The sequence below is a fragment of the Kitasatospora sp. NPDC005751 genome, from assembly GCF_040630835.1.
In the GTDB taxonomy this organism is placed as follows: domain Bacteria; phylum Actinomycetota; class Actinomycetes; order Streptomycetales; family Streptomycetaceae; genus Kitasatospora.
This window is the reverse complement of the sequence record NZ_JBEXYC010000088.1, coordinates 1-17,685: the sequence shown is the minus strand read 5'-3', so window position 1 is coordinate 17,685 and position 17,685 is coordinate 1. Positions and strand designations below refer to the sequence as shown.

The following is a 17,685-nucleotide window of genomic DNA, read 5'->3' as shown; positions in this document are numbered from 1 at the left end:
CTTCGAGCTCACGGACGCGGTGCTGTGTGCGGAGGGGCCGGTCAGGACGCTGGTCGAGCTGTCGTTGGCGGCCGAACACCGGCGCGGGCACGGTGCGCTGTACCGGGGGCTGGACCGGGGCTGGGTCGAGCCCGCCCGACTGCGCAAGGTCCTGGCCGGCCTGCCGCTGCCGCGGGCGGCCGACGGGCGGATCGTGCTGGCAGTGGACGTGAGCAACTGGCTTCGCCCCGACGCCCCGACAAGCGACGAGCGGCTGTTCTGCCATGTCTACGGACGCGGGGACCGCAGCCGGGACCAGTTCGTTCCGGGCTGGCCGTACTCCTTCGTCGCCGCGCTGGAATCCGGCCGCACCTCCTGGGTCGCGCTGCTGGATGCCGTGCGCCTGGGACCGGCCGACGACGCTACCGCCGTCACCGCCGTCCAACTGCGTGACATCGTCGGAAGGTTGATCCAGGCTGGACACTGGGAGCCGGGCAACCCGGAGATCCTGATCGTGATGGACTCCGGCTACGACGTCACCTACCTCTCCCACGCCCTGGCCGACCTGCCGGTGGTTCTGCTCGGACGCCTGCGCTCGGACCGGGTCATGCTCCGCGACCCTGGCCCCGACCGCCGCGGGCCGAAGGGCGGGCGACCCCGTCGACACGGCGGAGTCCTCACCTTCGCCAAACCCGACACCTGGCACACCCCCGACACGACCACGGCCACCGACACCACCCGCTACGGCACCGCCGAGGCGACGGCCTGGGACCGGATGCACCCTCGGCTCACCCACCGCGGCCCCTGGCTGGACCACGCCGAGGAGGAACTACCTATCCTGCATGGCACGTTGATCCGGCTCAAGGTCGAGCGTCTGCCGGGCGACCGGGACCCGAAGCCGGTCTGGCTGTGGTGCTCGGCCACCACAGCCACCGGCACGGACGTGGACCTGTGGTGGCAGTCCTTCCTCCGCCGATTCGACCTGGAGCACACCTTCCGGCTGATGAAGCAGACCCTCGGCTGGACCGCCCCGAAGATCCGCCACGCCGACACCGCCGATCTGTGGACCTGGCTGATCATCGCCGCCCACACCCAGATCCGCCTCGCCCGACCCCTGGCCGAAGACGTACGCCGCCCCTGGGAGCGACCGGCGACCGAACCCCGCCGTCTCACCCCCGCCCGCGTCCGCCGGGGGTTTCGCAACATCCGCGCGACAGCGGCCCGTCCGGCAGCCGCACCAAAACCGTCCCGGCCAGGCCCGGGACGGCCTCCCGGCTCGAAGAACAAGCAACGGGCCCCACACCACAACGTCGGCAAGACGGCCAAACGAGCAGACTCGATCAAGGAACATCAAGGCCGACGAGGATAAACGCCAAGCTCAGACCCCGGCCCGGGCCTCCGGGATCTCGGGGCACGGGCCGCAGTGCCGGCGCCGCAGTTCGGCGGTGATCTCGGCCAGCTCCCCCTCGGGCAGCAGCGGCAGCATCATGGCGACGCCCTGGAGCAGGCCGCCGAGCAGGAAGGTGGTGTCGGCGGTGGCGGCCACCAGGCCGCGCACCTCGGTCACCTCGCCCGCCGCCACCGCCTCGATCAGGCGGGCCGCGTCGGCGGTGTCCTCGTCCACCGCCACCGCACCGCAGTCGGCCGGGGCCCGGCGGGCCATCGCGTGCAGCACCCGGTCGCCCACCTCGGGCGCGTACGCCTTGCGGACCGCCTCGGCGGCGATCCAGGCCAGCAGGGTGGTCACCTCGCGCTCCGCGTGCTCCTCGAAGAGCCGGTCCAGCGCGTGGTCGAAGGCGAGCTGGTTCCCGTGCCGGAACGCGAGCAGCAGCGTCGCCGCCCTGCCCTTGGCCTCCTGGACCGCTTCCACCGGCAGTTCGTCGGCCAACTTCTCGGTCACCATCACGCCATGCCCTCCCGTCGGTCGTCGGCTGGCGAAACTCCGTCACACCGTACACAGCCGACCTGCAAACTTCCGCGAACCCGCGCGGGCAAGACCGGAATGAATTCGGGCGGAATAGGACTTCACCCGGTCCATGATGAATATTCGCCGGAACAGAGCAATGGCACTGGGCTATTAGAGGGCCCCTTTCATCGTTCGGCCGGAGCGGCCGGCCGGAGCGCTCCCGCCGCCCAGGCCGGCGCCCGGCCGAAAGCCCGCGCGAACGCCGAGGGGCCGCACTCCGCGTCGGCGGAGTGCGGCCCCTGGTGAGCCGGCCGGTCAGGCCTGCGGCAGCGCCGCGAGCTGAGCGGTGATCCGGACGATGTCGGCCTCGGCGGCCTCCTGACGGGTCCGGATCTTGGCGACCACGTCGTCCGGCGCCTTGGCGAGGAACGCCTGGTTGCCGAGCTTGCCGGCCGTCTGGGCCTTCTCCTTCTCGGCGGCCGCGAGGTCCTTGGCGAGGCGCTTGCGCTCCGCCGCGACATCGATGGTGCCGGAGAGGTCCAGCAGCACGGTCGCGCCCGCGACCGGGAGCGAGGCAGTGGCCGAGAAGCCCTCCTCGGGAGCGGTCAGCCGCAGCAGCGAGCGGATCGCGTCCTCGTGGACGGCCAGCACGGTACCGGCCACCTCCAGCCGGGCCGGGACCCGCTGACCCGGCTTCAGGCCCTGGTCGGTGCGGAAGCGCCGGACCTCGGTCACCACCTGCCGGAGCGTGGCGATCTCGGCCTCGGCCGCCGCGTCGCGGTAGCCGCTGTCCGCCGGCCAGTCGGCGATGACCACCGACTCGGCGCCGGTGAGCGTCGTCCACAGGGTCTCGGTGACGAACGGGACGATCGGGTGGAGCAGCCGCAGCGTGACGTCCAGGACCTCGCCGAGCACCCGGCGCGCGGCGTCGGCCTGCGGGCCGCCCTTGGCGAGGGTGGTCTTGGAGAGCTCGACGTACCAGTCGAAGACCTCGTCCCAGGCGAAGTGGTAGAGCGCCTCGGACAGCTTGGAGAACTGGTAGTCCTCGTAGAGCGCGTCCACCTCGGCGACCGTGCTGTTCAGCCGGGACAGGATCCAGCGGTCGGCCGCGGTCAGCTCCTCCGGCGCGGGCAGCGGGCCCTCGACGGTGGCGCCGTTCATCAGCGCGAAGCGGGTGGCGTTCCAGATCTTGTTGGCGAAGTTGCGGGCCGCCTGGACCCAGTCCTCGCCGATCGGGACGTCGACGCCCGGGTTGGCGCCGCGGGCCAGCGTGAAGCGCAGCGCGTCGGAGCCGTACTTGTCCATCCAGTCCAGCGGGTTCACCACGTTGCCGAAGGACTTCGACATCTTCTTGCCGTTCTGGTCACGGACCATGCCGTGCAGCGCGATGGTGTGGAACGGCGGGGTGCCGTCCATCGCGTAGAGGCCGAACATCATCATCCGGGCGACCCAGAAGAAGAGGATGTCGTAGCCGGTCACCAGGACGGCGTTCGGGTAGAACTTCGCCAGGCTGTCGGTCTGCTCGGGCCAGCCGAGGGTGGAGAAGGGCCACAGGCCGGAGGAGAACCAGGTGTCCAGGACGTCGGTGTCCTGGTGCCAGCCCTCACCGGTCGGCGGCTGCTCGTCCGGGCCGACGCAGACGATCTCGCCGGCCGGGCCGTACCAGACCGGGATCCGGTGGCCCCACCAGAGCTGGCGCGAGATGCACCAGTCGTGGAGGTTGTCGACCCAGTCGAAGTAGCGCTTCTCCATCTCCTGCGGGTGGATCTTGACCTTGCCGTCGCGGACCGCGTCGCCCGCGGCCTGGGCGAGCGGGCCGACCTTGACCCACCACTGCATGGACAGCCGCGGCTCGATGGTGGTCTTGCAGCGCGAGCAGTGGCCGACCGAGTGGACGTACGGCCGCTTCTCCGCCACGATCCGGCCCTCGGCGCGCAGCGCGCCGACGATGGCCGAGCGGGCCTCCAGCCGGTCCAGGCCCTGGAACGGGCCGTGCACGGTGATGACCGCGTGCTCGTCCATGACGGCGATCGACGGCAGGCCGTGGCGCTGGCCGATCTCGAAGTCGTTCGGGTCGTGGGCCGGCGTCACCTTGACGGCGCCGGTGCCGAACTCCGGGTCGACGTGCGCGTCGGCGACGACCGGGATGCGGCGGCCGGTCAGCGGCAGCTCGATCTCGGTGCCGACCAGGTGGCGGTAGCGCTCGTCCTCCGGGTGGACCGCGACGGCGGTGTCGCCGAGCATCGTCTCGGCCCGGGTGGTGGCGACGACGATCGAGGCGTCGCCCTCGCCGTAGCGGATGGAGACGAGCTCGCCGTCGTCGTCCTGGTACTCCACCTCGATGTCCGAGATCGCGGTGAGGCAGCGCGGGCACCAGTTGATGATGCGCTCGGCGCGGTAGATCAGCTCGTCGTCGAAGAGCTTCTTGAAGATGGTCTGGACGGCCTGGGAGAGCCCCTCGTCCATGGTGAAGCGCTCGCGGGACCAGTCCACGCCGTCGCCGAGGCGGCGCATCTGACCGGAGATCTGGCCGCCGGACTCCGCCTTCCACTGCCAGACCCGGTCGACGAAGGCCTCCCGGCCGAGGTCGTGGCGGGACTTGCCCTCCTTGGCCAGCTCGCGCTCGACGACGTTCTGGGTGGCGATGCCGGCGTGGTCCATGCCGGGCTGCCAGAGGGCCTCGTAGCCCTGCATCCGCTTGCGGCGGACGAGGGCGTCGATCAGCGTGTGCTCGAAGGCGTGGCCCAGGTGGAGGCTGCCCGTGACGTTCGGCGGCGGGATGACGATGGCGTACGGGGGCTTGTCGCTCTTGGCGTCGGCCGTGAAGTAACCGCGCTCTACCCAGCGCTCGTACAGCTCGCCCTCTACGTCCGCCGGAGCGTAGGTCGTCGGGAGGGTGGCTGCGTCGTCCCCGGCGTGAGTGCTCACGGGGCGCTGGTTCGTGGTGTCGGTCACGACGCACAGTTTACGTACCTGGGGACGTGGGTTACGAACCGCTTTCGGTCCGGGCCCCTCGCGCCCGGCCCGGGCGGGCCGTCGGCCCTGTGCGATAACGTGCCCGCACAATCGTCCGGTCCTTGGTAGGGACACGGAGGACTTCATCACGACAGGCCGCGGGCGCGGCGGGGGAGCACAGGCAGATGTACGGCCAGGGTCAGCAGTATCCGCAGGGTCAGCCGCAGCCGTACGGGGCACCGCAGCCCTACGGCGCACCGCAGCCGCAGCCGCCCTACGGCCAGCCGCCGCAGCAGTACGGCTATCCGCAGCAGGGGGCCCCGGCCCCGCAGTACGGCGCGCCCCAGCCCCCGTACGGCGCCCCGCAGCCGCCCTACGGCGCGGCGGCGCCGCAGGCCCCGTACGGCGCGCCCGGCTACCCGGTCGCGCCGCCGCCGAAGAAGAGCAGGGCCGGGCTGGTGGTCGGCCTGGTGATCGGGGCCCTGGTGCTGGGCGGCGGCGGCTTCGGCCTCTACAAGGTCCTCGGCGGGGACACCGGCGGGAAGTACAAGATCACCGCCGCCCAGTCGCTGCCGGACGGCTACACCCAGAAGTCCGCCAAGGAGCAGGCCGCCGACCCGAGCAAGGCCGAGACCTCCAAGCTCGGCACCGACCTGCACGTGCTGGTCGCCAGTTACGCCAAGGGCGCGGACCCGCTGGACACCATCAGCGTGATCGGCGTCTACGGGAACCTCGACGACCCGGACAAGATCATGAAGGACTCCGAGAAGCCCGGTGAGGGCGGCAGCTGGACCACCCCGCTGGCGGAGTTCCCGGCCCAGGACAGCCACAACTCCTCGGCCAAGCTCTCCTGCGGCGTCTACGGCGTGCTCGGCGGCAAGTCGCAGTCCACCGTCTGCATCTGGGCCGACAAGTCGACCACGGCCCGGGTCTCCTTCCTGAAGGCCAGCCTCACCGGCGCCGCCCAGACCGCGCTCACCCCGGCCCAGGCCGCCGAGAAGACCCGGGCGATCCGCTCCGCCATGGTCGTCGCCAAGTAGCCCCGGCGCCGCCCACCCTCACACCTGCCACCCGGCTCCGGGTGGGAGTGCGTCACGTCCGCCGTCCCGTCCCCTCCCGTCCCCAGAAAGGGCCATCGTGACCGATCAGACCCCGTACGGAGCCCCGCCGCCGCCCGCCGGACAGCCCCAGGGCGGCGCTCCCGTGCCGCCCCAGCCCGGCTACGGCGCGACGCCCCCGCCGCCCCCGGCCGACCAGGCCTGGGGCGCCGTCCCGCCGCAGGGCACGCCGCCCGGCTTCCCGCCGGCGGAGGGCCAGCCCGGCTACCCGGGCTACGGCGCGTACGCCCCGGTTCCGCCGCGCAAGTCCCGCAAGACGCTCTGGATCCTGCTCGGCGTGTTCGTCGGCGTGCTGGCGCTGATCGGCGGCGGTCTCGCCTACTTCGTCTTCGACGTGACGTCCAACGCGGGCACCCAGAAGATCGTCCTGCCGGCCACCTTCAAGGACCTCACGAAGGACACCGACAACGAGATCGCCGACGCGATGGAGAAGGAGATCACCTCCGAGTTCGGCAAGGGCGACGGCGCCTGGAACCCGACCGGCGTCAGCGCCGTCTACCAGGACTCCTCGGAGGAGCCCCAGCTCATCGTGGTCGGCGGCTACGGCAAGGTGCTGCTCCCGAAGCAGGAGCTGGACGCCATGTTCAAGGGCTTCTCGTCCGGCGGCCCCACCGTCACCGACCGGCACGCGGTCGACGCCGGCTCCAAGGGCGGCACCATGGAGTGCGCCAAGGCCACCCAGTCCGGCACCGACCTGGGCATCTGCGCCTGGGCCGACAACAGCACCCTGGTGCTGCTGATGCAGGCGCCCGAGGACGGCAAGGCGCCGGACCTGGAGAAGCTCGCGGCCGACGCCCGCGACCTGCGCGCGGTCGCCGAGGTGGCGAAGTAACCTCCTCCGCCCGCGGCGTGGAACGCGAGGGCCCCCGGAGACCGACCGACGGTCTTCGGGGGCCCTTTCACGCGGAAGGTCAGGCGCTCTTGTCGCGCCGCTCCCGCTTGATCATGTCACGCGGGACGAGCGTGGGAATGGCGTGCTTGGAGACGACGTCCCCGGTGACCACCACGCGGGCGACGTCCTGACGCGAGGGCACCTCGTACATCACGGACATCAGCACCTCCTCCATGATGGCCCGCAGGCCACGCGCGCCGGTGCCGCGCAGGATCGCCTGGTCGGCGATCGCCTCCAGCGCGTCGCGGGAGAACTCCAGCTCGACGCCGTCCAGTTCGAAGAGCTTGCGGTACTGCTTGACCAGCGCGTTCTTCGGCTCGGTGAGGATCTGCAGCAGCGCCTCGCGGTCGAGGTTGTGCACGCTGGTGATCACCGGAAGGCGGCCGATGAACTCCGGGATCATGCCGAACTTGACCAGGTCCTCCGGCATCACCTGACGGAAGTGGTCGCTGGCGTCCTGCTCCCGCTTGGAGCGGATGTTCGCGCCGAAGCCGATGCCCTTGGCGCCCGCGCGGCCCTCGATGATCCGCTCCAGGCCGGCGAACGCGCCACCCACGATGAACAGCACGTTGGTGGTGTCGATCTGGATGAACTCCTGGTGCGGGTGCTTGCGCCCGCCCTGCGGCGGCACCGAGGCGGTGGTGCCCTCCAGGATCTTCAGCAGGGCCTGCTGCACGCCCTCGCCGGAGACGTCCCGGGTGATCGACGGGTTCTCGCTCTTGCGGGCGACCTTGTCGATCTCGTCGATGTAGATGATCCCGGTCTCGGCCTTCTTGACGTCGTAGTCGGCCGCCTGGATCAGCTTCAGCAGGATGTTCTCGACGTCCTCGCCGACGTACCCGGCCTCGGTCAGCGCGGTGGCGTCGGCGATCGCGAACGGCACGTTCAGCATCCGGGCGAGCGTCTGCGCGAGCAGCGTCTTGCCGGAGCCGGTCGGGCCGAGCAGCAGGATGTTGGACTTCGCCAGCTCGATGGCGTCCTCACGGCCGTTGCCGCCGCTGCGGCCGGCCTCGCCCGCCTGCACGCGCTTGTAGTGGTTGTACACCGCCACCGACAGCGCCTTCTTGGCGAGGTCCTGGCCGACCACGTACTGGTCCAGGAACTCGTAGATCTCGCGCGGCTTCGGGAGCTCCTCGAAACGCACCTCGGAGGTCTCTGCGAGCTCCTCCTCGATGATCTCGTTGCACAGGTCGATGCACTCGTCGCAGATGTACACGCCTGGGCCGGCGATCAGCTTCTTCACCTGCTTCTGCGACTTGCCGCAGAACGAGCACTTGAGCAGGTCGCCACCGTCTCCGATGCGTGCCACGAGGTGCTTCCCCTTCGCCAGGGGCCCCGCGGGGGTTCCGGGGCCTGGTGCTGTGGACCGTACACGCCGACGGCGCCCGGTCTCGCTATCCGACGGTACTCTGCCGGGCCCCTGATTCCGTCCTCTTCGCCAGGTCTGCCCTACGCCCTGGGCGAATTGATACCGAACAGATGCCGGCGGCCGCGCCGCCGATGCGCCGGGGGCGGGGCGCGCGACTCCTTGCGCGCCCCGCCCGGGAGCTTCGCCCCGCCCCGCCGGGGGCAGGGCGGGAGAGTGCCGGCCTCAGGAGGTCAGCGAGGCCTTGCGGGTGGAGATGACGAGGTCGACCAGACCGTACTCGACGGCCTCCTCGGCCGTGAGGATCTTGTCGCGCTCGATGTCGTCGCGGACCTGCTCCACCGACTTGTTGGAGTGCTTGGAGAGCATCTCCTCCAGCTGCTCGCGCATCCGGAAGATCTCGCGGGCCTGGATCTCCAGGTCCGAGACCTGGCCGCGGCCGGTCTCGGTGTACGGCTGGTGGATCAGGATGCGGGCGTTCGGCAGCGCCATCCGCTTGCCGGGGGTGCCGGCCGCGAGCAGCACGGCGGCGGCGGAGGCGGCCTGGCCCATGCAGACGGTGGTGATGTCCGGCTTCACGTACTGCATGGTGTCGTAGATGGCCGTCAGCGCCGTGAACGAGCCACCGGGCGAGTTGATGTACATCTGGATCTCGCGGTCCGGGTCCATCGACTCCAGGCAGAGCAGCTGAGCCATGATGTCGTTCGCGGAGACGTCGTCGACCTGCGAGCCGAGGAAGATGATGCGCTCCTCGAACAGCTTGGCGTACGGGTCGTACTCACGGATGCCCTGCGAGGTGCGCTCGACGAAGCGCGGGACGATGTAGCGGCCCTCGGCGCGCATGTCCTCGACGCGTGCCTTGGCGCTGGACAGGCTGGGGATGTTCATGGGGGTTCTAGTCCTCCGGAGCGTTGTGGCTGTGGTCTCGTGGGAGCCGGGCCGAGGCTCAGGCGCCCGTGCCGCCGCCGCCGGGGACGTCCGCGGCGCTGTGCATGATCGCGTCGATCAGGCCGTACTCCAGGGCCTCCTCGGGCGTGAACCAGCGGTCGCGGTCGGAGTCCGCGGTGATCTGCTCGAAGGACTGGCCGCTGTGGAAGGCGATCAGCTCGGACATCCGCTTCTTGGTGCGGAGCAGCTGCTCCGCCTGGATGCGGATGTCCGTGGCCGAGCCGCCGAGACCGGCGGACGGCTGGTGCATCAGGATGTTGGCGTTCGGCAGCGAGAAGCGCTTGCCCTTGGCGCCGGCGGTCAGCAGGAACTGGCCCATCGAGGCGGCCATGCCCATCGCGATGGTGACGACGTCGTTCTTGATGTACTGCATGGTGTCGTAGATCGCCATGCCGGCCGAGATCGAGCCGCCCGGGGAGTTGATGTAGAGGAAGATGTCCTTGTCCGGGTCCGCGGCCAGCAGGAGCAGCTGGGCGGTGATCTTGTTGGCGATGTCGTCGTCGACCTGCTGGCCGAGGAAGATGATCCGCTCGTTGAGCAGCCGGTTGTAGACCTGGTCGCCCAGGCCGCCGAGCACGTCACCAGAGGCGGCGTGCGGCGCCATCGGGCCAGGCATCTGCATCTGCGGGAACGTCACTTAGCCACCTGCTCAGTCGATTTGGAGGGCCGTGCCACGGCCCTCACGGTGTCGCACAGCTTCCGGGTATCACGGTGTGATTGTTGCTGTCCAAGGACCCTAACGCGCAGGCCGGGCCGCAGAATCCCTCACGCCGAACTGTTCGCTGTGAGCGCAGGGTTCACGGCGCGGCCGGGGCGGCGGGCCGCCGCGACCGGCGGGGAACGCGGTCGGCCGGGGAACGCGACGGGCCCGGACGCCGCGTACGGCGTCCGGGCCCGCTACTGCGTCAGTCGGACCGGGGCGGTCAGGCCTCGGTCTTCTCCTCGGCGTCGGCCTCGGCGGCCGGCGCCTCGGCGGCGACGGTCTCGGCCGACTCGTCGGTCTCGTCGTCGTCGAAGTTGATCTCGTTGCCCTCGGTGTCGACGACCTTGGCGGCCTCGACCACGGTGGCCAGCGCCTTGCCGCGGGCGACCTCGCCGACCAGCAGCGGCACCTGGCCACCCTGGACGACCTGCTGCGCGAACTGGTCCGGGGTCAGGCCCGAGCCGGCGGCGCGGCGGATGAGGTGCTCGGTGAGCTCCTGCTGGTCGACGCCCAGCTCCTCGTCGGCGACGATCTGGTCCAGGACGAACTGGGTCTTGATGCCCTTCTTCGCCTGCTCCTCGGTCTCCGCGAGGAACTCCTCCTCGGTCTTGCCCTGGGTCTCCAGGTAGGTCGCGAGGTTGAGGCCCATCGGCTCCAGCTGGTGGTGCTCCAGGTTGTGCTTGCGGGTCTCGATCTCGTCCTTGAGGAGCTTCTCCGGGAACTCGATCTCGACCAGCGCCAGCAGCGCGTCGAGCACCTTCTCCTGGGCCTGGGTGGCCTGGTCGTACTCCTTCATGCGCTCCAGGCGCTTGCGGGAGTCGCCGCGCAGCTCCTCCAGCGAGTCGAACTCGCTGGCCAGCTGGGCGAACTCGTCGTCCAGCTCGGGGAGCTCCTTCTCCTGGACGGCGGTGACGGTGACGGTGACCTCGGAGGTCTTGCCCGCCTGGGTGCCGCCCTTGAGCTCGGTGGAGAAGGTGGCGGTGCCACCGGCCTCCAGGCCGACGACGGCGTCGTCGATGCCGTCGATCAGACGGCCGGAGCCGATCTCGTAGCTGACGGCCTTGGCGATGCCGTCCTCCGGCACCTCGCCGTCGACCTTGGCCTCAAGGTCGACGACCACGATGTCGCCGGCGGCCGCGGCGCGCTCGACGTCCTTGACCGAGGAGAAGCGCTCGCGCAGCTGCTCCAGCGACTTGTCGACGTCCTCGTCGGTGACCACGATCGGGTCGACGGTGACCTCGATGGTCGAGAAGTCCGGAAGGGTGATCTCGGGACGAATGTCGACCTCGGCGGTGAACTTCAGGTCACCGCCGTCGGCGATCGTCTCGACACCCTCGATGTTGGTGATGTCGGGCTGGCCGAGGACCTCGATCTTGCCCTCGTCGACGGCCTGCGTGTAGAAGCGCGGGAGGGCGTCGTTGACGGCCTCCTCCAGCACGGCGCCACGACCGAAACGCTGGTCGATGACACGGTTCGGGATCTTGCCCTTGCGGAAGCCCGGGACCGAGACCTGCTGGTTGATCTTCTTGTACGCCGCGTCGAGGCTGGGCTTGAGCTCCTCGAAGGGCACCTCGACGGTGAGTCGAACCCGGGTCGGGTTCAGAGTCTCGACGGCGCTCTTCACGGTTTGGTCTCCTATGGGCTTGCGGTCAGGTTGCCTCCGCCCTCCCCATCGACGCCGGCCTGGGCCGGTGCGGGCGGGTCGGGCGAGACGGGCGATGGGCGGTTGGAGCTGCATCTCCCGTGGGGGGTGGACGGTGAGCGTGACTCCTCGCCCTCGTGCGGTTGACCTGGGTTGACGCCACAGGGACTACCGCCAGCGCCCCATCCTACCGGTACCACGAAAGGCGGACGCCAGGACGTCGCCGCCGGGGGTCGCTCAGCCCTTCCCGACGGGCTCCGCGACGGATTCGGCCGCCCCCTCGCCGGTACCCCCGGCCGGTACCGCGCGCATGGTGGCGGCGGCGTCGGAATCCCGTACCAGCAAGGAGATCGCGGCCGCCGCCAGCGCCAGGCCGGCGGCGGTGAGGAAGGCCGCCCGGTAGGCGGCGAGGTTCGCCACGGGCGTACCCGAGGCGTTCACGGTGACGGCCCCCACGGCCGTCAGCACGGTGCCGAGCACCGCGACCCCGAGCGCGGAGCCGAGCTGGCGCTGCGCGTTGTAGAGGGTGGAGGCGGCGCCGGTGTCGCGGGCGCTGATCGTGGCGAAGGCGGCGGTCTGCGAGGGCATGAAGACGTGCGACATCGCGTACCCGGTGACGAACATCAGCGCGCGGACCGCCCAGAGGTTGCTGTCCGGCCCGATCGTGGCCATCAGGGCCAGGCAGCAGGCCACCACGGCGGAGCCGGTGGCCAGGATCCGGCGCGGGCCGATCCTCGGGTACAGGCGGCTCGCGATCTGGGAGGCGAGCATCACCCCGAGCGCCTCGGGGAAGACCATCAGACCGCTGTGCAGGGCGTCCATGCCGAGCGCGTCCTGCATCAGCAGCGGGAAGAGGTAGAGCATGCCGAGGAAGGCGGCGCCGGAGAAGAGCGAGAGCAGGTTGGTGGTGCGGAAGATGCGGTCCCGGAAGAGCCGCAGGTCGAGCATCGGCTCGGGCAGGCGCAGCTCGACCACGACCAGGGCCGCCAGCGCGCAGCCGCCGACGAGCGCGGAGGCCACGATCCGCGCGCTCCCCCAGCCCTGCGACGCGCCCTCGGAGAGCGCGTACATCGCGGCGCCGAAGCCGACGGCGGAGAGCAGGAAGCCGGCCGCGTCGAAGCGCCCGGCCCGCTCGGCGCGGTAGTCCGGCAGCGCGAGCAGCCCGAAGACCAGGGCGGCGAGGCCGACCGGCACGTTGACGATGAAGACCCAGTGCCAGGACCAGCCGTCCACCAGCCAGCCGCCGAGCACCGGCCCGGCGGCCGGCGCGACGGCGGTGGGCAGCATCAGGATGCGGGTCGCCCGCATCCGCTCCTCCTGCGGGAAGGCCCGGAAGAGCATGGTCATCCCGACCGGCGTGAGCAGGCCGCCGGCCGCGCCCTGGAGGATCCGGTAGAGGGTGAGCGAGGTCATCGAGCCGGCCGCGCCGCAGAGCAGCGAGGCGACGGTGAACAGGGCGAGCGAGGCGAGGAAGACCCGCCGGGTGCCGAAGCGGTCCCCCAGCCAGCCGGAGAGCGGGACGAAGACGGCCAGGCTGACCAGGTAGCCGACGTTGATCACGCCGACCCCGGCCGGATCGGTGCCGAACTCCCGGCCGATCGCCGGCAGGGCGACGTTGACGATCGTGGTGTCCATGATCGACATGAAGAGCGAGGCGACGAAGACGACTCCGACCGCGATCTTGGGGTTCATCCTCATCGGGCTCATCCGGGCTCCAGCATTTGGTGAAAGGTCAACCATTCACCATGCCGGACCGGGCCGAAAAGGACAACAGGCTCGATCTTCCGGGCCCACGGGCCGGCGACCGGACCTCTCGGGACCCCCGGAGACGCCAACAGGGCCCCGCCGAGGACGAGACCCTGCCGCACTGTCGGGGTGACCGGATTCGAACCGACGGCCTTCCGCTCCCAAAGCGGACGCGCTACCAAACTGCGCCACACCCCGTGGTGCCGAGAGGAAGCGTACACGCCGGGCCCCGCCCGGTCGGCGACATATCCGGGGCCCCGGAACGAATGTGGTGTGCGCTCGGGCGACCGGACCAGGTACGCTGTTCCCGACCTTCCGTCCGGCGACGGCCGGAGGATCGCGCGGGTGTAGCTCAATGGTAGAGCCCTAGTCTTCCAAACTAGTCACGCGAGTTCGATTCTCGTCACCCGCTCCGACCGCCCGGCCCCGGAACGACGTCACCGTCGTTCCGGGGCCGTCGCGTTTCCCGCCCTCCCGTCAGCACCCGGCGCCGCCCGTCGGCACCGGGGCCGCCCGGCGGTCCGTCAGAGGCCGAGCCGTCCGGCGCGGGCCGCCGCCCGGTCGAGCAGCTGGTGGACATCGGCCTGCCGGGTGGTGGGCCGGTCGTTGTACTCGTCCGGGGAGGCCGCGGGCCGGCCGGTGGCGTGCAGCACCTCCATCAGCTGCGTCCGGGCGGTGCGGACGGTGTCCGGGGTCCCGTAGCCGTGGGCGAGGACGGCGGCCTGGGCGCCGAGCAGGCAGACCCGGCCGGCGCCGTCCCACATCGCGCCCTGCAGCCAGCCGGCCGCGCCGATGTAGCGGGAGGCCAGCCGCAGGTGCTCGGCGGCGCTCACCGGCACCGGACGGGGCGGCCGGCGCAGCGCGCGGTCCAGCAGCGTGGCCCGGGGCGAGGGGTGGCCGGCGTGCCACGGCTGCACGGTCGAGCCGAGCGGGCAGACGTACGGCGGCCGGAGGTAGGGCGCCGGAGTGCGCGCCGGAGCGGGCAGCGTGGCGAGGTACGCCTCGATCTCGGCGACCAGGCCGGTGCCGTCCGGGGTGAGCAGCGGCGGAGCGGGCGTCAGGTCGGTGCGGGGCATGCGGTTCTCCAGGCGGTGGCCTACGGTTGCCGCTACCCAAAATGGTGCATAGGGGACATTTCTGCGACCGGAGAGCCGGGCTCACGCCGACGGGCGGCGGTCCGCTTCGGTTTCCCGGCAGGGCTCCGGGCCGATAGCCTCGGCGGCGTTCGAAAGTAGTTCGAGAGCAGTTCGAGAACGCTGCGAACCCGAGGGTGGAGGAGTGTCCGGTGCGTCCCCAGGACCGACTGGCCGTCATACAGCGCTCTGTGGTCCGGGAAATGGCACGCTTCGGGCAGGAATTCACCGTCGACGGCGAGGTGGTGCGCGGTCCTGGCACCACCGCGGTGGCCGTCCGGGAGCACCCCGGCATCGACGGCGCCGGCCACGTCGACCTGGGCTTCGTGCTGCGGCTGGGCCGGGCGGACGCGCCGGTGGTCTGGGACTGCTCGGCCGGCCTCGGCAAGACCGAGGAGGAGAAGCTCGACAACGCGGTGCGGATGTGGGCGACCACCACCGCGGCGGCGCTGGTCGAACTGCGGGAACGCCGCGGCGAGTACGCCGACCACGCCGATCACGCGGAACTGCCCGGCTGGCACGCCGTACAGGGGCCGGCGGCGGTGTTCGGCTTCGGCAACGAACGGCTGGCCGGCTGGCTGGCGGAGCACCGGGTGCTGCCCGCCCTGGCGCCCGCGCTGCTGCCGGACCTGGCCGGGCGGCAGTTGAACGGGGTGAAGCTCTTCCTCGGCGGCAAGTCGGGGGACGACGTCGCCGAGGTCCGGGTCAACGGCGAGGTGTCGGAGGCCGCGTCGGCGGCGCTGCGCGCGCTGGACTGGCCGCGCGGCGAACGGCTTTGCTGGGCACGGCTGTTCGTGCTGCTGACGGCCCCGGACACGGCGGTGGTGACGACCGCCCCGACGGGCGTGGCGGCGCCCGTCACGGTTCGGCCGCGGGCCCTGGCGGCGGCCCGGGCCCGCGGGCTGTTCGCCCGCTGGCGGCAGGCCAGACGGGCCGACCGGTGACCCGGACGGCCGGCCTCCTCCCCCACTGAACCCGCTCTCGGGGCCCCGACCGGGGCCGGGGGTCAGCTGGCGATGTTGGAGATGCTCTTGGCGATCTGGCTCAGGAAGTCCTGGATCGGCTTGGCGGCCGTGCTCTGGTTGAGCATGAAGCCGAACAGGGCGGCCAGGATGGCGTGCCCGACCTTCAGTTGCTTGTTGCGGATGAAGATGAAGCAGATGACGCCGAACAGGACCAGTGCGGAGACGGAGAGTGCCACCCGGACTCACTTCCTCGTTTCATAGCGGGGCGCCATCGGCTGACCCCTGCGAAGCCGGACCCCGGCCTGTCCGACGGTCCCGAGGCGGAACGGCAGTTCGTCCGACGTGTCGCGGCCGGAAGGAGAGTCCGGTACGGCCGGACGGTGTCCGTCGTGCCGCATGTGGCGCCCCCATCCCCCGAATCCTGACCAGTCCCGCCCGGACTCAGTGTGGTCGACCGTGCCGATTGCGTAAAGGTCTGACTGTCAGCCGAACGCCGATATCCTGCGATGCGAGACGAGTTTCCGCCGACCGAGACGATAGCGGAGCCGTTCTGACGAATCGTCGGTGGGGCGCCGCTGAGCGGCCGGGAAACGGCCGGCGGGCCGGACCGGAACGGGCTGGTCCGCTCCGGTGACGGCGGGTCGGAAATGGCCGAAGATCAGCTCCCAGGCTTGACAGCAGCTGCCCGCGGCATGTGCCCGGGAACCGCCCGCCCGCCCGTCGGGGGGAACCGGCCCGGTCAGGGCCTCCCGGGCCGGGCCGGCGGGGACGCGCGCGGTCAGTCGCGCCAGAGCAACAGGACGGCGCGGTCGTCGTTGATGTCCCGGGCGACCGTCTCGATCAGCCGGGCGGCGGCGCCCGCGCCGGCGCCCGGACCGCCGCCGGGGACCAGCCGGTCGGCCTCGCCCATCAGCCGGTCCATCCCGTCCGAGAGGTCCCGGCCGGGCGCTTCGACCATGCCGTCGGTGCAGAGCATCAGGACGTCGCCGCGGTTGAGCCGGCCCCGCACGCCCTCGAACTTGGCACCGTCGTAGATGCCGAGCAGCGGACCCTCGGTGGTCTCCTTGATCTCCCAGCGCCCGGCGCCCGCGAGCCGCTGCATCCCGGGCAGGTGGCCCGCCGACAGGAGCTCGTACTCCCCCGTGTCCAGGTCGAGGACCAGGTGGACGGCGGTGGCGAAGCCCTCCTCCCAGGACTGGCGGAGCAGGTAGCCGTTGGCGGCGGGCAGGAAGTCGTGCGCGGGCAGCGAGCCGACCAGGCCGCCGAATGCGCCGGAGAGCAGCAGGGCCCGCGAACCGGCGTCCATGCCCTTGCCCGAGACGTCCGCCAGGACCACCTCCAGCACCCGCTGGGCGGGGCCGGTCCGGGCGGCGACCACGAAGTCCCCGGAGAAGGACTGCCCGCCGGCCGGGCGCAGCGCCATGTCGGCGTGCCAGCCGTCCGGCAGCTCCGGGACGCGGCTCTGCACCCGCAGCCGCTCGCGCAGGTCGAAGAGCATCGTGGAACCGCCCCACCAGGGGACGCCGACCCGGCTGCGGAACTGGGCCAGCAGCAGGCCGCCGACCCCGGCCGCGCCGACCACCAGGGCGGCGCCGGGGGTGACGCCGTAGGTGTAGGCGTCCGGATCGGCGCTGGCGACCCGCTGGCCGGTGTGGATCACGGACTCGGCGGAGAGGCCGAGCGCGGCCAGCGCGTAGAGCACCACCAGGCTGCCGGGGCGCAGCAGCAGGGCGGCGGCCAGGATCGGCAGGACCAGTGAGGTGGGCGGGACCCAGGCGGGGATCCAGATGTTGAGCAGGATCAGCAGCGGGACGAGCAGGGCCAGCACGCAGAGCACCGGCCAGTCGGCGGCGCCGCCGCGGAAGTAGTCGACACCGGCGGTGCGCAGCCTTCGGCGGACCCGGCGGAGCTTCTTGCGCAACCGGGCCGTCACGGGGTCGGGCGCCGTGGCGGCGCCGGGCCTCGTCGCAGTCGTCTGGGGCGTTTCGCCCGGCGGTCTGCCAGCCATGGGGACCGACCATATCCACCGGTACGGGTCGGCGTCGACGGCCCGGGCGCGGGCGGCGCCGCCGTGGCGCGGGCGCGTCAGTGGGTTTCGGCCGATCGCGGCGGGCGTCGGCCGCTGCGTCAGGAGGCGTACGCCGGTTGGGCGGACGAACCGTGCGGGCCGCACCCGCGTGCCGGGCGCGGCGCCGTCGGCGCGCCGGACGGGCGGGGCGGGCGCTGTGGCCGATCACACAGGACGGCGCGCGGGCCCGCGGACCCCGTTCCTCTCCTCGCTGATCGGCAGCTCGTTCGCCGGCACCGGCCGCCCGCTGACCGCCGGCTTCCC

The 17,685-nt window shown here is 71.6% G+C and carries 14 protein-coding genes and 2 tRNA genes; 5 read left to right on the top strand and 11 right to left on the bottom strand.

The annotated features are described in order from the left end of the window. On the top strand, positions 1 to 1,348 hold a 1,348-nt coding region (locus tag ABZ497_RS34815; RefSeq protein ID WP_359811634.1), incomplete at its 5' end, for an NF041680 family putative transposase. Positions 1,349 to 1,357: 9 nt separating this feature from the next. On the opposite strand, the gene ABZ497_RS34810 is transcribed toward ABZ497_RS34815, so the two are convergent. Together ABZ497_RS34810 and ABZ497_RS34805 are read right to left on the bottom strand one after the other, a co-directional pair. Next, a complete protein-coding gene (locus ABZ497_RS34810; RefSeq protein WP_329487637.1) occupies positions 1,358 to 1,885 on the bottom strand; it encodes a hypothetical protein in 528 nt (175 codons plus the stop codon). A 315-nt stretch (positions 1,886 to 2,200) separates the two neighbouring features. After that, positions 2,201 to 4,813 (bottom strand): valine--tRNA ligase, encoded by a 2,613-nt coding sequence (locus ABZ497_RS34805; protein ID WP_359811638.1) that lies wholly within the window; start codon positions 4,811 to 4,813, stop codon positions 2,201 to 2,203. Between the two features lie 212 nt (positions 4,814 to 5,025). Here ABZ497_RS34805 and ABZ497_RS34800 point away from each other — a divergent pair, with 212 nt between their 5' ends. Then, a complete protein-coding gene (locus ABZ497_RS34800) occupies positions 5,026 to 5,880 on the top strand; it encodes a hypothetical protein (RefSeq protein ID WP_359811631.1) in 855 nt (284 codons plus the stop codon). Between the two features lie 97 nt (positions 5,881 to 5,977). Further along, positions 5,978 to 6,790 carry a hypothetical protein gene (locus ABZ497_RS34795; protein WP_359811629.1) on the top strand — a complete coding sequence of 271 codons (813 nt, stop codon included), beginning with the start codon at positions 5,978 to 5,980 and terminating at the stop codon, positions 6,788 to 6,790. A 79-nt stretch (positions 6,791 to 6,869) separates the two neighbouring features. On the opposite strand, the gene clpX is transcribed toward ABZ497_RS34795, so the two are convergent. The 6 genes from clpX to ABZ497_RS34765 form a co-directional block, all read right to left on the bottom strand. Beyond that, positions 6,870 to 8,159, bottom strand: coding sequence for an ATP-dependent Clp protease ATP-binding subunit ClpX (clpX, locus tag ABZ497_RS34790; RefSeq protein ID WP_030397392.1), 1,290 nt, complete (start codon positions 8,157 to 8,159; stop codon positions 6,870 to 6,872). Positions 8,160 to 8,441: 282 nt separating this feature from the next. Beyond that, positions 8,442 to 9,104: an ATP-dependent Clp protease proteolytic subunit gene (locus ABZ497_RS34785; protein WP_327676905.1), complete on the bottom strand. Its 663-nt coding sequence runs from the start codon at positions 9,102 to 9,104 to the stop codon at positions 8,442 to 8,444. Positions 9,105 to 9,162: 58 nt separating this feature from the next. Further along, positions 9,163 to 9,768 carry an ATP-dependent Clp protease proteolytic subunit gene (locus tag ABZ497_RS34780; protein WP_148645913.1) on the bottom strand — a complete coding sequence of 202 codons (606 nt, stop codon included), beginning with the start codon at positions 9,766 to 9,768 and terminating at the stop codon, positions 9,163 to 9,165. 319 nt (positions 9,769 to 10,087) lie between these two features. Then, positions 10,088 to 11,491 carry a trigger factor gene (tig, locus tag ABZ497_RS34775; protein ID WP_329487641.1) on the bottom strand — a complete coding sequence of 468 codons (1,404 nt, stop codon included), beginning with the start codon at positions 11,489 to 11,491 and terminating at the stop codon, positions 10,088 to 10,090. Positions 11,492 to 11,746: 255 nt separating this feature from the next. After that, the gene (locus ABZ497_RS34770; protein WP_359811625.1) at positions 11,747 to 13,216 is read right to left on the bottom strand and encodes a DHA2 family efflux MFS transporter permease subunit; all 1,470 of its coding nucleotides are present in this window, start codon (positions 13,214 to 13,216) and stop codon (positions 11,747 to 11,749) included. 163 nt (positions 13,217 to 13,379) lie between these two features. After that, positions 13,380 to 13,453, bottom strand: a tRNA-Pro gene (locus ABZ497_RS34765). Positions 13,454 to 13,596: 143 nt separating this feature from the next. On the opposite strand from ABZ497_RS34765, the gene ABZ497_RS34760 reads away from it, so the two are divergent. Continuing rightward, a tRNA-Gly gene (locus ABZ497_RS34760) sits at positions 13,597 to 13,667 on the top strand. A gap of 112 nt (positions 13,668 to 13,779) precedes the next feature. On the opposite strand, the gene ABZ497_RS34755 is transcribed toward ABZ497_RS34760, so the two are convergent. Further along, a complete protein-coding gene (locus tag ABZ497_RS34755) occupies positions 13,780 to 14,331 on the bottom strand; it encodes a hypothetical protein (protein WP_329487643.1) in 552 nt (183 codons plus the stop codon). A gap of 260 nt (positions 14,332 to 14,591) precedes the next feature. Between ABZ497_RS34755 and ABZ497_RS34750 the strand changes: the two genes are divergently transcribed. Continuing rightward, positions 14,592 to 15,332 (top strand): DUF6348 family protein, encoded by a 741-nt coding sequence (locus ABZ497_RS34750; protein ID WP_359811622.1) that lies wholly within the window; start codon positions 14,592 to 14,594, stop codon positions 15,330 to 15,332. Positions 15,333 to 15,394: 62 nt separating this feature from the next. Here ABZ497_RS34750 and ABZ497_RS34745 read toward each other — a convergent pair whose 3' ends face one another. Both ABZ497_RS34745 and ABZ497_RS34740 read right to left on the bottom strand, forming a co-directional pair. Continuing rightward, positions 15,395 to 15,589 (bottom strand): hypothetical protein, encoded by a 195-nt coding sequence (locus ABZ497_RS34745; RefSeq protein WP_329487645.1) that lies wholly within the window; start codon positions 15,587 to 15,589, stop codon positions 15,395 to 15,397. A 542-nt stretch (positions 15,590 to 16,131) separates the two neighbouring features. Continuing rightward, entirely contained in the window at positions 16,132 to 17,361 is a 1,230-nt protein-coding gene (locus tag ABZ497_RS34740; protein WP_352289197.1) for a PP2C family protein-serine/threonine phosphatase, read from the bottom strand. Between the last annotated feature and the right edge of the window lie 324 nt (positions 17,362 to 17,685).